Genomic DNA, 14,269 nt, shown 5'->3' on the forward strand with positions numbered 1-14,269 from the left:
TTGCTGAAAAATGCTGCGGAGCAGTGCCGGAGTCATTTGTTACGGTAGTAGTTCTCGATGGCGTCGCGGGTGATGATACCCGAAATCTTACGAATGAGCGGCGCCGTGGTGTGCTCGACGTAGAGCACATCGACGCCATACTTGTTGAGTTGCTCGAAAGCCTCCGAGAGCGTTGCCTGCAAGGAAATGGGCGCCAGATCGACACGCTGACCGGGGATTTCCAACAGGTCGAAGCGGGATTCGTCCTGCCATTTCTCGTCGAGCATGAGCCGCGCCAAGCCGGCGGCCTTGAGCCCCACCGGGGGTTTGTCGTCCTCACGCGAGACCACCAGCCAAGTGGGTTTGCCGGCCAGCAATTCCTGAGCCTGTGACCGCGACAACACGCGCGGAGCCCGCGCCACGCTCCGTTCCATGACGGCGGGCACCGCGACCCGTGACAAGGCTTGCATCAAGGGGCGCTGCAAGGGATGCAGACCCTGATTATCGAGCGTGGAGATGAAAAAACCCGAGCAGTGATACCCCTGACGCGCCACCAGCACCGCAATGACCACCGCCAGCATGCCTGGCAGCAGGATGCTCGAATTGTGCGTCAACTCCAGAAGCGCCATCAACGCCGCCAGGGGCGCCTGCAGGACGGCCCCCATCATGGCGGCCATGCCCAGCAGTGAGAACACCGTCGGCGACGAGGCCAACTCCGGCATCAGTGTGGCCCATAACAGTCCGCACAACGTCCCCAGGGCCGCCCCCGCCACCAGAATCGGCCCAATGATGCTCACCGGGACTCCGAAGGCGATGGCCAGTGCCGTCAGCGCTAGCTTGCCGAACGCTACGGCGATCAACACATCCAGCGTCGGCTGGCCGACGAGAATGCGCTCCAGCGAATCGTAGCCCATGCCCTGGACTTGGGGATACCACCAGGCCAGTGCCGCCACCGCAACGCCCACCGCCAGGAATCGACCCCACATGGGTAGGCGCTTCTGCCACACTGCAGGCCTGGCAAAACGCACGAAGCCACCGGCCACCAGCCCGATCAATACGGCCGTAACAGCAATCCAGGGTAGATCGAACAACGAGGCCAACTGCACGCTGGGCACCGAGAAGGCGGGCTGGGAACCGTAAACCAACTGCGACACAACGGCACCCGTGGTCGAGGCCAGAATCACCGGCATGAAACCGGTGATGGTGTACTCCATCATCACCACTTCCATGGCGAAGATGACGCCAGCAATCGGCGTATTGAACGACGCGGCGATACCCGCTGCCGTGCCGCATCCCACCAACACGCGCAAGCTATTGTGGGGCAGCCGCATGGTCTGGCCGATCCAGCTCGACGCCGCCGCACCAAGATGAATGGCAGGCCCCTCGCGCCCTGCGGAAAGACCGCCCAGCAGGGCCACTAGCCCAACCCACCACTGGGTGATCCAGTTGCGCAGCGGCATCTTGCCCTGATGATAAGTCAACCGTTCGATGACATGGCCGATGCCGATCTTGCCGGCGCTCGTCGGCATACGCCACAGCCACAAACCGATCAGTGCCACGGCGATCAACGGCAACACGACGCGAAGCGGTACTGCGAGTCGCTCGAAAGCCTCGGGGTCGCCATCCGGCATGAAGGCCAACGCCCCAAACTCCAGTGCGCCGCGAAATACGACCATCAAACCGCCGGTCAGAAGCCCCGAAAGGACCCCCAGCACACATAACTGTGGCAATGCATCGACGCTTGCCAAGCGGCGACGAAAAACTTCCATACTGGGCCGCTTGAGCGGTGGTCGAAACCGACGCAAAGGCACACCGTATCTCCCCATGACCGGATAATTCCACCGAGGTCATGGCGCGCGGCATGGCCACGCCCCGGTGTCGCCATGGCAACCTGACATAGCGTATTTTCTATCATACACCTTAGCGAAGGGCGGTAGGCAGCGCCTTCAGCGCAATACAAAGTTGACCGTTTTGCTTGGTTTTCACGATAATGGGAAGCCATAAGCCACACGATGGATTAAGGAGGTCACCCATGAGCGGGGCTGAATCGTTCGTCCCGGTGCCCATGTACTTGACCGATGCCGCCGCCCAGCGTCTGGGCGTATTGGTCGAGGAAGAGGGCAAGCCGGGTCTCAAACTGCGTGTCTACGTCACCGGTGGGGGCTGCTCGGGCTTCCAGTACGGCTTCGATTTCGCCGAGAATGTCGGCGATGAGGATACCGTCATCGAACATGGCGGTGCGTCGATGATCATTGATGCGCTCTCGTATCAATATCTGGTCGGCTCCACGGTGGATTTCGAGGAAGGCCTCGCCGGGGCGCGCTTCATCATCAAGAACCCCAACGCCACATCTACCTGCGGCTGCGGTGCCTCGTTCGCCGTCTGAGCGGTCATGCAGCGCCTCGGGCGTCCGTCACGCGGATGCCCCTTCTCTCCCTTCGCGTTCCCCTTCTCTCTACTTGACGCCCCCACCGGGACTCGTCAATGTAGAGCCGGTCCCATCAACAACAGTAAACGGGGAACGCTATGAAACACTTGCCACTATGTCTGCCACTACGTCTGCCACTACGTCTTTCCGCCCTGGCTCTGGCACTGGGCACCAGCGGTGCCGCTCTCGCCCAGGATACGCCCACGCTCGCCGTGGCCACCGACCCCAGCTTCGTACCCTTCGAGATGATGGACGAGGATAGCGGCGAAATGGTCGGTTTCGACATCGACATCATCAACACCATCGCCGATCGTGCCGGCTTCGACATCGATCTCAACACCATGGACTTCAACGGCATCATCCCCGCCGTGCAGACCGGGAACGTCGATATCGCCATCGCGGGGATCACCATTACCGATGAACGCGGTGAGATCGTCGATTTCTCCGATCCGTACTACGACAGCGGTCTGCGCATCCTGGTCCCCAGCAGCAACGACGACGTCGAGGAACTCGACGATCTCGAAGGCATGCGTATCGGCACCAAAATCGGGTCCACGAGTTACGATTACCTTCAGGAAGAACTCGGTGACGACGCCGAAATCACCCCGTACCCCGGCAGTTCCGACATGTACATGGCTCTCATGGGCGGCAGTGTCGACGCCGTATTCTACGATGCGCCCAATGTCGGCTATTTCGCCGAGACCAAGGGCAAAGGCAAGGCCAAGGTGGTCGGGCCACTGTATGAAGGCCAGCAATACGGCATCGCCTTCGCCAAGGGCAGCGAATGGGTAGAACCCGCCAACGAAGCGCTCAGCGAGATGCGTGAAGACGGCACCTACGACGATATCTACGAAAAGTGGTTCGGCAAGGCACCTGACGCCGAATAAATACGACGATCCTTTAGGGGCCGGGTGGGCATGCACCCGGCCCCTTTTCATGGCTCATCATCCACCGTAAGCGTCGTCGCCTCAGCGCGCACGTACGCCGAGGCACGACCCTGGAGACACCTTCGTGGACGTCAACTTCCAGTTCGACTGGCAGGCGGCCATCGCCTCCCTCCCGCATCTGCTCACTGGTATTCCCTGGACCTTACTGATCTCGTTCGGTGGTCTCGCCATCGGCTTTCTGATCGGTATCATCTTTGGCCTTCTACGCATCAGTCCGCTGCGCTTACTACGCTGGCCCGCCACGGTCTACATCGAGATCTTCCGTGGCACTCCGGTGCTCGTGCAGGTGCTGTTCATCTTCTATGGCTTGCCGCAACTCCTCGGTGGCCCGATCAACGCCGTCGTCGCCGGTATCGCCGCCATCGCCCTCAACGCGGGTGCCTATATTTCGGAAATCGTGCGTGGCGGCGTGCAATCCATCGAAAAGGGCCAGCGCGAGGCCGGCTTATCGCTAGGCCTGTCACGAACCGATACCTTCCGCTACATCATCTGGCCCCAGGCGCTACGTCGCATGATTCCAGCGCTCGGCAACCAGGGCATCGTCAGCATCAAGGACACTTCGCTGTTCTCGGTCATCGGTGTGGGCGAGCTGGTGCGCCAGGGCCAGGTCTATATCGCGACCACCTTCACCGCGCTCGAGGTCTATTTGATGGTCGCCTTGCTCTATCTGGCGATCACCCTGAGTCTCTCTTTCGCCTTGCGCCTGCTCGAGCGCAAGGGCCTGGTCGGACAATGAGGCGCCTATCATGAATGACAGTCAGCAAGATTCCACCGCTCCGATCGTCACGATGGAGAAGGTCAACAAGTATTTCGGTAGCCTGCACGTGATGCAGGATATCGACCTCGAGATCGCCGCCGGTGAGGTAGTCGTCATCGTTGGTGCCAGCGGCTCCGGCAAATCGACGCTCATTCGCTGTGTCAACGGCCTCGAGGAGTTCCAGTCGGGACGCATCGTCGTCGATGGCAACGAACTCACACCGCACGGCAAGGGCGGGAAATCGTTGCAGACCATCCGTACCGAGGTCGGAATGGTCTTCCAGCAATTCAATCTGTTTCCCCACCTGTCGGTGCATGCCAACGTCACGCTGGCGCCGGAGAAAGTACGTGGGCTCAACAACGCCAAGGCCCGGGAAATCGCCGATCGACTGCTCGATCGCGTGGGCATCAGCAATCAAGCCGACAAGTATCCTAGCCAGCTCTCCGGGGGCCAGCAGCAGCGTGTCGCCTTGGCACGCGCATTGGCCATGGAACCGCGGCTGATGCTATTCGATGAACCCACCTCGGCTCTCGACCCGGAAATGATCGGCGAAGTACTCGATGCCATGCGTGAACTGGCCAATGAAGGCATGACGATGATGATCGTGACCCACGAGATGGGCTTTGCACGCGAGGTCGCCGATCGCGTCATCTTCGTGCATGACGGGCGCATCGTCGAAGAAGGCACGCCACAAGAAGTCTTCGATCACCCTCACCACGAACGCACCCAAGCTTTCCTCTCCCGCGTTCTCAAGCACTAGCTTTTTGTTCTCGAACATCAAATAACGCTCCCACCTCACGATCACGCGGCGACCTCCAAGGGTCGCCGCGCTTCATTTCCACATTCACAGGGCGATTTTTTGCCTGTGCATAACATTGATGTCATAACCCGCTCATTTTCGTCACCAGCCCCGTCATGCGGGGGTTAAGAGGCAACGCCGACAAATGTTGACCACTATGGGCGAAGCCCTGGTATGTGCCTGGGGACAAGTAGTGAACGATCTGGCGTGTGGATAAGCCCCCCTTCCATCCACAGGCCATCCCCCGTTCCCGCGCAGGCTGTTGGCGCTTTTTCCGATCAAGAGTGAACAGCGTAACAAGCTTTCAACACTCGAATTTTTCCACTTATCCCCAGATTTTTCCGATACCAGTAATAACAACAACAACAGAACTTCTTTTAAATTCTATATTGTTATTAATAAGAGACCCGATGAGGAGCCAACCCACTGGCAATCCATGTGTGGAAAACCCTGACGGTTACTCACAAGGGGTTTATACTGTCCGGCTATTTGCCAAGCTTCATCGCCTGACGATGAAGCTTGCCGACATGCACGACCGCAGCCATACGCTGCGATTCGAGGTGTAACGTGGATTATCCAGACCGCTTTGATGTCATCGTCATCGGCGGGGGCCATGCGGGGACCGAAGCCGCACTGGCTGCCGCTCGCATGGGCTGTCAGACGCTATTGCTGACGCATAACATCGAGACGCTCGGCCAGATGTCCTGCAATCCCGCCATCGGTGGGATTGGCAAGAGCCATCTGGTCAAAGAAATCGATGCCTTAGGCGGCGCCATGGCGCATGCCACCGATCTCGGCGGCATTCAGTTCCGTGTACTCAATGCCCGCAAGGGTCCCGCCGTGCGTGCCACTAGAGCCCAAGCCGATCGCGTCCGCTACAAGGCCGCGATTCGTAGCCAACTGGAAAACCAGCCGCATCTGACGCTCTTCCAACAGGCCGCTGACGACTTGATCGTCGATGGCGATACGGTGCGAGGCGTCGTTACGCAGACGGGTATCCGGGTCTATGGCGAGAGCGTGGTGCTGTGCACGGGTACCTTCCTCGGCGGCGTTATCCACATCGGGTTGGACAATCACTCCGGTGGGCGGGCCGGGGATCCGTCCTCCAACGCCTTGGCACAACGCCTGCGTGCCCTGCCATTCAACGTCGATCGGCTCAAGACCGGAACGCCGCCGCGCTTGGATGCCAAAAGCGTGGATTTCTCGGTACTCGAGACCCAACCGGGCGATACGCCGACCCCGGTGATGTCATATCTCGGCAACCGCGAGCAGCATCCGCGCCAGATGAACTGCCACATCGCGCATACCAACGCCCGTACCCACGAGATCATTCACGCCAATCTCGAACGCTCGCCGATGTATTCCGGCGTCATCGGGGGCGTCGGGCCGCGCTATTGCCCGTCCATCGAAGACAAGGTGAACCGCTTCGCGGACAAATCGAGTCATCAGATCTTCGTCGAGCCCGAAGGCCTCGATACCCACGAGCTCTATCCCAACGGGATCTCGACGTCGCTGCCCTTCGACGTGCAGTTCCAGGTGGTGCGTTCGATCAAAGGCTTCGAGAACGCGCACATCACGCGTCCCGGTTATGCCATCGAATATGATTTCTTCGATCCACGCGATCTGCGTCACTCGTTGGAAACCAAATTTATCCACAACCTGTTCTTCGCCGGTCAGATCAACGGCACCACCGGTTACGAGGAAGCTGCCGCCCAGGGCTTGCTGGCCGGGCTCAACGCCGCACGACGCGCCCAGGGGCAGGATGCCTGGTCACCGCGCCGTGACGAGGCTTATCTCGGGGTGCTGGTCGATGACCTGATCACCATGGGCACCCAGGAGCCTTACCGCATGTTCACGTCGCGGGCCGAGCATCGCTTGCTGCTACGCGAGGATAATGCCGACTTGCGTCTCACCGAGATTGGGCGGGAACTGGGGCTCGTCGACGACGAGCGTTGGCAGCGTTTTTCCACCAAGCGCGAGGCCATTGCTCGCGAATCCGAACGCTTGCGGGATACCTGGGTACAACCCCAGAGCGAGCTGGCCCAGCGCCTGTCAAGCAAGCTCGACAAGCCGTTGGCTCGCGAATATCGCCTTGCGGATCTACTCAAGCGTCCCGAACTGACGCATGCCGACCTCGACGACGAGGCGCCTGCGCTCGATCCCAGCGTCGCCGAGCAGGTCCAGATCCAGGCCAAGTACCAGGGATACATCGCGCGTCAGCAAGACGAGATCGAGCGTCTGCGCCGCCATGAGACACTGCGTCTGCCCGAAGATCTGGACTACGCACGCATCGACGGCCTCTCCCACGAGATCCGTCAGAAGCTCGAGGCTGCGCGACCTGAGACGCTGGCGCAGGCGGGACGTATCTCCGGTGTCACCCCGGCGGCCGTGTCGCTATTGCTGGTACATCTCAAGAAGCGTCGCCTGATCGATGAACAGTCTCTTCAGGCGGCCAACGCATGACCCCAGCTTGTGAAACACGCCTCGATACCGGTCTCGCCGCGCTCGGGGTGGAGGTCGATGCCATTGCCCGTGAACGCCTGTTGGCGTTGCTCGCGTTGTTGCACAAGTGGAACCGCGCCTATAACCTCACCGCGGTACGCGATCCTGAGCAGATGGTCACCCGCCATCTGCTCGATAGCGCCAGCATCGCGGCCGCCGTGCGCGGTCCGACGCTGCTCGATGTCGGCGCGGGCGCCGGATTGCCTGGCTTGGTATTGGCGATCCTCGATCCTCGCTTGATGGTTACCATGCTCGACGGCAATGGCAAAAAAGTACGCTTTCAGCGCCAGGCCATTCTAGAGTTGGGGCTGGATAACGTCACGCCGGTGCAAGCGCGGGTCGAAACCTTCGAGCATGGCGGTTTCGATCAGATCGTATCGCGGGCCTTCGCCGATCTGGCGACCTTCCTCACGCTAACGCGCCCCTTGTTGGCCGAGGATGGCGAATGGTTGGCGATGAAGGGGCGTGATGTGGAGACGGAGCTTGCCGCCTTGCCGAGCGAGGTGACACTCGTTGAAAACCGCCTGCTGGCGGTGCCGGGCGATGAGGCGCAACGTGTGCTCGTGCGCCTGCGACATAGTTGAATGCCACCAGCGCTGCCGTTTTCGGGCGTTGTCGATAATGGGAGTCGATCGTGACCAAGATAATCGCCTTGACCAACCAGAAGGGGGGCGTTGGCAAGACCACCACCGCGGTCAATCTCGCGGCCTGTCTCGCCGCGCTGGACAGGCGGGTCCTATTGGTCGACCTCGATCCCCAGGGACATGCCACCATGGGCAGTGGCATCGACAAGCACGAACTCGATGGCAGCGTGCTCGAGGTATTGCTCGAGGGACGACGTGCCAGCGAGGTCATCCTCGACTGCCCCGACGCTGGCTATGCCCTGCTGCCTGGCAACGGCGACCTGACCGCCGCCGAGGTCGACCTCCTCGACCGCGACGGTCGTGAGCGTTGTCTAGGAGAGGCCCTGGGCAGCGCAGCGGCCAGCTACGACGTGGTGATCATCGACTGTCCGCCGTCTCTCAACATGCTGACCGTCAATGCCTTGACCGCGGCGGACGGGGTGTTGATTCCCCTGCAATGCGAATTCTATGCCCTGGAAGGGCTCTCGGCGCTTCTGGATACCGTCGAACAGATCCAGGCCAGCGTGAACCCGTCGCTGGAGGTGTTCGGCATCGTGCGCACCATGTACGACGCCCGCAATAGCCTGACGCGCGACGTCAGCAAGCAATTGAGCCAATATTTCGGTGATACCTTGCTCAAGGCGACCATTCCGCGCAACGTTCGCGTCGCCGAGGCGCCGAGCCATGGCTTGCCGGTGACCAAGTATGCGCGCCTGTCGCGTGGGAGCCAGGCCCATCGGGTGTTGGCCAAGGAACTGATCCGCCGCCTGGCGCTATGATGCGTCCCAGGCGAGTGGGAGACGAATCGAGGGAATACTTATGACGCGCAAACGCGCACTGGGACGCGGCCTGGATGCCTTGATCGGTGCAGGCGCGCGTCAACGCGATACACTCGGCGATGACGCCATCGACGGCGACGTCGTGTTGGAGCCCGCTCAGGCCCCGGTTGCCAGCGAGGAGCACGAGCGCTTGATGCGCTTGCCGTTGGGACAACTGAGTCGAGGCAAGTATCAGCCACGGCGCGATATCCAGCCGGAGTCGCTCGAGGAACTGGCCGATTCGATTCGTGCCCAGGGCGTCATGCAACCCATCGTGGTTCGACCGATGGGCGAGTCTCGCTATGAGATCATCGCCGGCGAACGACGCTGGCGGGCGGCGCAATTGGCGGAGCTCGACGTCATCCCCGCCGTGGTGCGCGAAGTCAGCGACGAGGCCGCCCTCGCCTTGGCGCTGATCGAAAACATCCAGCGTGAAAACCTCAACCCAGTGGAAGAAGCCACGGCGCTGAAGCGTCTGCTCGACGACTTCGAACTCACGCAACAGCAGGTGGCCGATGCGGTGGGCAAATCGCGCGCGCAAGTGGCGAACCTACTGCGTCTTTTGAGTCTCGACGAGGAAGTGCAGACCCTGCTAGAGCGCGGCGACCTGGACATGGGGCATGCACGTGCCCTGCTGACGCTTCCCGCCGCGCGTCAGCGTAGCATTGCGCGTGAAGTCGTCGAACGCGATCTAACCGTGCGCCAGACCGAGGCGTTGGCCAAGCAGAACGCCAGCGGCAAAGAGACTGCCAAGCCTGCGCCGAGCGCGTCGGGCAATACCGATGTGGCACGGCTCGAAACGCGTCTCGCCGAACTGCTGGGCGCACCGGTCAAGATCCAGCACGGGGCCTCCGGCAAGGGGCGTGTCACCATTCGCTACACTAGTCTCGACGAACTGGACGGTATTCTGGGGCATATTCAATGACGGGAGACAGCCGCGCGATGAGCGGCTAGTGTGACAAAATGCCGCAGTCAACGTTTAGCGCGTTAACGTTATTTATCGTCTTTTCGTGCCCCTTTAGTGGTAACGAGCTGACAGATCGCGCTAAATCGGCCCATGTTCTGTTGAAGGCCACTAGACCCTCCCCTATAATCCGCCAAGATTTGTCCGGGTGACGACACCAGCAACAAGAGGACGGCAAGACCGACGCCATGCATAAAGCGGCACCGGCCAGGCTCAAGGGCCCTCGACTGTTCCCCTTGCTGATGTTGCAGTTGTGCATGGCACTGGGAATGACGGCACCCACGTTGATCTGGCATACGCCTGAAGCGGCATTATCAACATTATTGGGTGGCTTAGTTGCCTGGTTGCCTAATGTTTTCTTTGCCTGGCAGACCTTTCGTCATCAGGGAGCGTCGCAAGCGCGCAACATCGTAAACAGTTTCTACCGAGCCGAGGCCGGTAAGTTCGGTTTGACGGCGGCATTGTTCATAGTGGTATTCGTAGCCGTGCCTCCCTCAAACCCCGCTTTCTTCTTTGGCGCTTACGTGGTGACGCAGTTGGCGCACTGGCTGGGACCCTGGCTGTTGCATCGACCGTCGCGCACTTGAACTCGAGGCTTACTCAATGGCAGGCAACAACCCGACGTCTACGGAGTACATCCAGCACCACCTGCAGAACATGACTTTCGGGTTGCACCCGGAGCATGGGTTGGGGCTGGCACATTCCGCGCAGGAAGCCCAAGAAATGGGTTTCTGGGCCATTCACCTGGATACCATGGGCTGGTCGATCGGCCTGGGAATCTTGTTCCTGTGGCTGTTCCGCATGGTTGCCAAGTCCGCGACCACCGGTGTGCCGAGTGGCTTGCAAAACTTTGTCGAGATGATGGTCGAGTTCGTCGATAACTCCGTTCGTGAGACGTTTCACGGCAAGAGCAAGTTGATCGCGCCGCTGTCGCTGACGATCTTCTGCTGGATCTTTTTGATGAACCTCATGGACTTGGTGCCGGTGGACTTTCTGCCGATGTTGGCGCAGAAGATCGGTGCCTGGTTCGGGGCCGATCCCGCACATGTCTACTTCAAGGTCGTGCCGACCACCGATGTCAACGCCACGCTGGGCATGTCGCTGGCAGTCTTCGCCTTGATCATCTTCTACAGCATTCGCGAAAAGGGCTTCTCCGGCTTCATAGCCGAGCTGACGCTGCACCCGTTCAACGCCTCGAATCCGTTCGTCCAGGCCTTGCTGATTCCCGCCAACTTCCTGCTGGAAGCAGTGACGCTACTGGCCAAACCCGTGTCGCTGGCATTGCGGTTGTTCGGCAACCTCTACGCGGGCGAGCTGATTTTCATCCTGATCGCCATGATTGGCTTGTGGCAGTTGCCTCTGCATTTCGCGTGGGCGACCTTCCACCTTCTGATCATCACGCTGCAGGCGTTCATCTTCATGATGCTGACGATCGTCTACCTGAGCATGGCGACGGAAAAGCATTAACCGGTTTTCTCAACCCCAACCCCTTAAACCTTGAAATAAACTGGAGTCAATCATGGAAGCACAAGTTCTGGGCATGACCGCTATCGCCGTCTCCCTGCTGATCGGCCTGGGTGCATTGGGCACCGCCATCGGCTTCGGCATCCTCGGTGGTAAGTTCCTCGAAGGTGCGGCACGTCAACCGGAAATGATTCCGCAACTACAGGTGAAAATGTTCATCGTCGCCGGTCTGCTCGACGCCGTGACCATGATCGGTGTGGGTATCGCGCTGTTCTTCACCTTCGCCAATCCGTTTGTCGGTTAACTTCGCCGTTCGGCCCAAGGCCACGGTGACATTAACCCCAAACTTGTGAAGCGAGAGGTGCTGGCGTGAATCTGAACCTAACCCTGATCGGTCAGGCCATTGCTTTCGCGGTCTTCGTCTGGTTCTGCATGAAGTTTGTATGGCCACCGGTCATGCAGGCGCTGCAGGAGCGGCAAAAAAAGATCGCCGATGGCCTGGATGCGGCCAGCCGTGCGACTCGCGACCTTGAACTGGCTCAGGAGCAAGCAGCCGAGCAGTTGAAGGAGAGTAAGGAGCAGGCGGCCCAGATCATCGAGCAAGCCCATAAGCGGGCCAACCAGATGATCGAGGAAGCGCGTGACAATGCCCGTCTCGAAGGGGAGCGCATGATCGAAAGCGCTCGCGGCGAGATCGAGCAGGAGACGCAGCGCGCTAAGGAAGAGTTGCGGACCCAGGTGGCGACACTCGCCATTCAGGGGGCCGAGCGCATCCTCGACTCCTCCATTGATGAAGCCAAGCATCGTGAGCTGGTCGACAAGCTCGCGGCCGAGCTCTGAGGAGGTGAGGCATGGCTGAAACGTCTACCGTAGCTCGCCCGTACGCCAAGGCGGCGTTCGAGTATGCGCGCGACCAGCAGGCGCTTGAAGCCTGGTCCGGACAGCTGGCGACAGTGGCACAAGTAGTGTCTAACACTGAGTTCAAAGCCAAGGTAGTGGGCAACCCGAAACTGTCTCAAGAACAGAAAATCGAGTTGTTGCTCGATGTCTGCGGCGAACTCGACGAGTCGCTTTGCAACTTTCTCCGTACCGTTGGCTCGCACGGGCGGCTTGCCGCCCTCTCGGCGATCGCCGAGCAGTTCGACGCGCTGCGCGCTCAAGAAGAGAAGCGAGTGGATGTGACCATCGTCTCCGCCTTCGATCTGGATGCCGCACAGCAGGACAAGCTCGCGACTGCGCTGAAGAAGCGTCTCAACCGCGAAATCTCCATTACCACTCAGGTGGACCGTGCGCTGATGGGCGGCGCGATCCTACGTGCCGGCGACACCGTCATCGACGGCTCGGTACGCGGTCGATTGAACCGTCTACGTGACGCACTTTCCGCTTGAGTTCGAGGGACATGGCATGCAGCAACTGAATCCTTCCGAGATCAGCGACATCATCAAACAGCGTATCGAAAAGCTGGATGTCGCATCCGAAGCCCGCAACGAAGGTACCGTCGTCAGCGTTTCCGACGGTATCGTGAAGATCCATGGTCTCGCCGATGCGATGTTCGGCGAAATGATCGAATTCCCCGGTAGCATCTTCGGCATGGTGCTCAACCTCGAGCGCGACAGCGTGGGTGCTGTAGTGCTGGGGGATTATCTGCAACTCGAAGAAGGCATGACCGCGCAGTGCACCGGTCGTATTCTCGAGGTGCCGGTGGGCCCGGAACTGATCGGCCGTGTGGTCGATGCGCTGGGTAATCCCATCGATGGCAAGGGCGAGCTTGGCACGACGATGACCGACGCGGTGGAAAAGGTCGCCCCGGGCGTCATCACTCGTCAGTCGGTCGACGAGCCGATCCAGACCGGCCTCAAGTCCATCGATGCCATGGTGCCGATCGGTCGTGGCCAGCGCGAGCTGATTATCGGCGACCGCCAGATCGGTAAGTCGGCGATTGCCATCGACACCATCATCAACCAGAAAGGCAAGGGCGTCACCTGCGTCTATGTGGCCATTGGCCAGAAGCAGTCGACCATTGCCAACGTGGTGCGCAAGCTCGAAGAACACGGTGCCATGGAACACACCATCGTGGTGGCTGCCGGCGCGGCCGATCCAGCCCCGATGCAGTTCCTGGCGGCGTATTCCGGCTGCACCATGGGCGAGTATTTCCGCGACCGCGGTGAAAACTCCCTCATCGTCTATGACGATCTTTCCAAGCAAGCCGTGGCCTATCGTCAGGTCTCGTTGCTGCTGCGCCGTCCGCCGGGCCGTGAAGCCTATCCGGGTGACGTCTTCTATCTCCACTCGCGCCTGCTCGAGCGTGCCGCGCGCGTCAATGCCGATCATGTCGAGAAGATCACCAACGGTGAGGTCAAAGGCAAGACCGGTTCGTTGACCGCATTGCCGATCATCGAGACCCAGGGCGGCGACGTCTCGGCATTCGTGCCGACCAACGTGATTTCGATCACCGACGGCCAGATTTTCCTCGAGACCAACCTCTTCAACTCCGGGGTACGTCCGGCGATCAACGCGGGTCTGTCGGTATCGCGTGTGGGTGGCTCGGCGCAGACCAAAATCATCAAGAAGCTTGGTGGGACCGTACGTCTGGCGCTAGCGCAGTACCGTGAACTGGCGGCCTTCTCGCAGTTCGCCTCGGATCTCGATGAAGCGACCCGTAAGCAGCTTGAACACGGACAGCGCGTCACCGAGCTGATGAAGCAGAATCAGTATTCGCCGATGTCGGTGGCCGAAATGGCGGTAACGCTGTATGCCGCCAACGAAGGCTTCCTGGAAGATGTCGAGGTCAATAAGGTGCTGGATTTCGAGCAGGCGCTGCAGGCGTACATGAAATCCGAGCATGCCGAACTGATGGACAAGATCAATCAGACCGGCAATTACGACGACGACATCAAGCAGGGCCTCAAGTCCGGCCTCGAGACGTTCAAGTCCACTCAGACCTGGTGATGCCAGGCCCGGTGATAGACCGGGCCGGCATGCCGGCTG

General features: G+C 60.2%; 15 protein-coding genes. 14 read left to right on the forward strand and 1 reads right to left on the reverse strand.

Annotation, left to right across the window (positions count from 1 at the left end; all coding sequences use genetic code 11):
* Nucleotides 1-32 precede the first annotated feature (32 nt).
* A complete protein-coding gene (locus tag KZO83_RS11770) occupies nt 33-1,748 on the reverse strand; it encodes a chloride channel protein (protein ID WP_247620955.1) in 1,716 nt (571 codons plus the stop codon).
* Nucleotides 1,749-2,011: 263 nt separating this feature from the next.
* Here KZO83_RS11770 and erpA point away from each other — a divergent pair, with 263 nt between their 5' ends.
* The 14 genes from erpA to atpA all read left to right on the forward strand — a co-directional run bounded on the left by erpA (nt 2,012) and on the right by atpA (nt 14,230).
* Complete coding sequence (gene erpA / locus KZO83_RS11775; RefSeq protein WP_040240244.1) at nt 2,012-2,365, forward strand: iron-sulfur cluster insertion protein ErpA; 354 nt, start codon at nt 2,012-2,014, stop codon at nt 2,363-2,365.
* 140 nt (nt 2,366-2,505) lie between these two features.
* Nucleotides 2,506-3,294 (forward strand): transporter substrate-binding domain-containing protein, encoded by a 789-nt coding sequence (locus tag KZO83_RS11780; RefSeq protein ID WP_247620956.1) that lies wholly within the window; start codon nt 2,506-2,508, stop codon nt 3,292-3,294.
* Between the two features lie 124 nt (nt 3,295-3,418).
* Nucleotides 3,419-4,090 carry an amino acid ABC transporter permease gene (locus KZO83_RS11785; protein WP_178998879.1) on the forward strand — a complete coding sequence of 224 codons (672 nt, stop codon included), beginning with the start codon at nt 3,419-3,421 and terminating at the stop codon, nt 4,088-4,090.
* Between the two features lie 10 nt (nt 4,091-4,100).
* Nucleotides 4,101-4,871: an amino acid ABC transporter ATP-binding protein gene (locus tag KZO83_RS11790; RefSeq protein ID WP_248287119.1), complete on the forward strand. Its 771-nt coding sequence runs from the start codon at nt 4,101-4,103 to the stop codon at nt 4,869-4,871.
* A 606-nt stretch (nt 4,872-5,477) separates the two neighbouring features.
* A complete protein-coding gene (mnmG, locus tag KZO83_RS11795) occupies nt 5,478-7,373 on the forward strand; it encodes a tRNA uridine-5-carboxymethylaminomethyl(34) synthesis enzyme MnmG (protein WP_178998880.1) in 1,896 nt (631 codons plus the stop codon).
* Nucleotides 7,370-7,996 (forward strand): 16S rRNA (guanine(527)-N(7))-methyltransferase RsmG, encoded by a 627-nt coding sequence (rsmG, locus tag KZO83_RS11800; protein ID WP_247620957.1) that lies wholly within the window; start codon nt 7,370-7,372, stop codon nt 7,994-7,996. The genes mnmG and rsmG overlap by 4 nt, the downstream gene beginning before the upstream one ends.
* 50 nt (nt 7,997-8,046) lie before the next feature.
* Nucleotides 8,047-8,814: a ParA family protein gene (locus KZO83_RS11805; protein WP_247620958.1), complete on the forward strand. Its 768-nt coding sequence runs from the start codon at nt 8,047-8,049 to the stop codon at nt 8,812-8,814.
* Nucleotides 8,815-8,854: 40 nt separating this feature from the next.
* Nucleotides 8,855-9,778 (forward strand): ParB/RepB/Spo0J family partition protein, encoded by a 924-nt coding sequence (locus KZO83_RS11810; protein WP_178998883.1) that lies wholly within the window; start codon nt 8,855-8,857, stop codon nt 9,776-9,778.
* Nucleotides 9,779-10,005: 227 nt separating this feature from the next.
* Nucleotides 10,006-10,404: an ATP synthase subunit I gene (locus KZO83_RS11815; RefSeq protein ID WP_247620959.1), complete on the forward strand. Its 399-nt coding sequence runs from the start codon at nt 10,006-10,008 to the stop codon at nt 10,402-10,404.
* Between the two features lie 16 nt (nt 10,405-10,420).
* Nucleotides 10,421-11,284, forward strand: a complete 864-nt coding sequence (atpB, locus tag KZO83_RS11820; RefSeq protein WP_178998885.1) for a F0F1 ATP synthase subunit A — start codon at nt 10,421-10,423, stop codon at nt 11,282-11,284.
* A 52-nt stretch (nt 11,285-11,336) separates the two neighbouring features.
* Nucleotides 11,337-11,585, forward strand: coding sequence for a F0F1 ATP synthase subunit C (gene atpE, locus KZO83_RS11825; protein WP_011508579.1), 249 nt, complete (start codon nt 11,337-11,339; stop codon nt 11,583-11,585).
* Nucleotides 11,586-11,650: 65 nt separating this feature from the next.
* The gene (locus KZO83_RS11830; protein WP_178998886.1) at nt 11,651-12,121 is read left to right on the forward strand and encodes a F0F1 ATP synthase subunit B; all 471 of its coding nucleotides are present in this window, start codon (nt 11,651-11,653) and stop codon (nt 12,119-12,121) included.
* An 11-nt stretch (nt 12,122-12,132) separates the two neighbouring features.
* Nucleotides 12,133-12,669: a F0F1 ATP synthase subunit delta gene (locus tag KZO83_RS11835; RefSeq protein ID WP_247620960.1), complete on the forward strand. Its 537-nt coding sequence runs from the start codon at nt 12,133-12,135 to the stop codon at nt 12,667-12,669.
* A gap of 16 nt (nt 12,670-12,685) precedes the next feature.
* Nucleotides 12,686-14,230, forward strand: coding sequence for a F0F1 ATP synthase subunit alpha (atpA, locus tag KZO83_RS11840; RefSeq protein ID WP_247620961.1), 1,545 nt, complete (start codon nt 12,686-12,688; stop codon nt 14,228-14,230).
* Nucleotides 14,231-14,269 lie beyond the last annotated feature (39 nt).

Source organism: Chromohalobacter moromii, assembly GCF_023091865.1.
Lineage (GTDB): Bacteria > Pseudomonadota > Gammaproteobacteria > Pseudomonadales > Halomonadaceae > Chromohalobacter > Chromohalobacter moromii.

Bases quoted from the DNA above. Each gene is read 5' to 3' on its own strand.
- KZO83_RS11815 (WP_247620959.1), top strand. From the start codon at position 10,006: ATGCATAAAGCGGCACCGGCCAGGCTCAAGGGCCCTCGACTGTTCCCC.
- erpA (WP_040240244.1), top strand. From the start codon at position 2,012: ATGAGCGGGGCTGAATCGTTCGTCCCGGTGCCCATGTACTTGACCGAT.
- KZO83_RS11770 (WP_247620955.1), bottom strand. From the start codon at position 1,748: ATGGAAGTTTTTCGTCGCCGCTTGGCAAGCGTCGATGCATTGCCACAG.
- KZO83_RS11810 (WP_178998883.1), top strand. From the start codon at position 8,855: ATGACGCGCAAACGCGCACTGGGACGCGGCCTGGATGCCTTGATCGGT.
- atpB (WP_178998885.1), top strand. From the start codon at position 10,421: ATGGCAGGCAACAACCCGACGTCTACGGAGTACATCCAGCACCACCTG.
- KZO83_RS11780 (WP_247620956.1), top strand. From the start codon at position 2,506: ATGAAACACTTGCCACTATGTCTGCCACTACGTCTGCCACTACGTCTT.
- KZO83_RS11835 (WP_247620960.1), top strand. From the start codon at position 12,133: ATGGCTGAAACGTCTACCGTAGCTCGCCCGTACGCCAAGGCGGCGTTC.
- atpA (WP_247620961.1), top strand. From the start codon at position 12,686: ATGCAGCAACTGAATCCTTCCGAGATCAGCGACATCATCAAACAGCGT.
- rsmG (WP_247620957.1), top strand. From the start codon at position 7,370: ATGACCCCAGCTTGTGAAACACGCCTCGATACCGGTCTCGCCGCGCTC.
- KZO83_RS11790 (WP_248287119.1), top strand. From the start codon at position 4,101: ATGAATGACAGTCAGCAAGATTCCACCGCTCCGATCGTCACGATGGAG.
- atpE (WP_011508579.1), top strand. From the start codon at position 11,337: ATGGAAGCACAAGTTCTGGGCATGACCGCTATCGCCGTCTCCCTGCTG.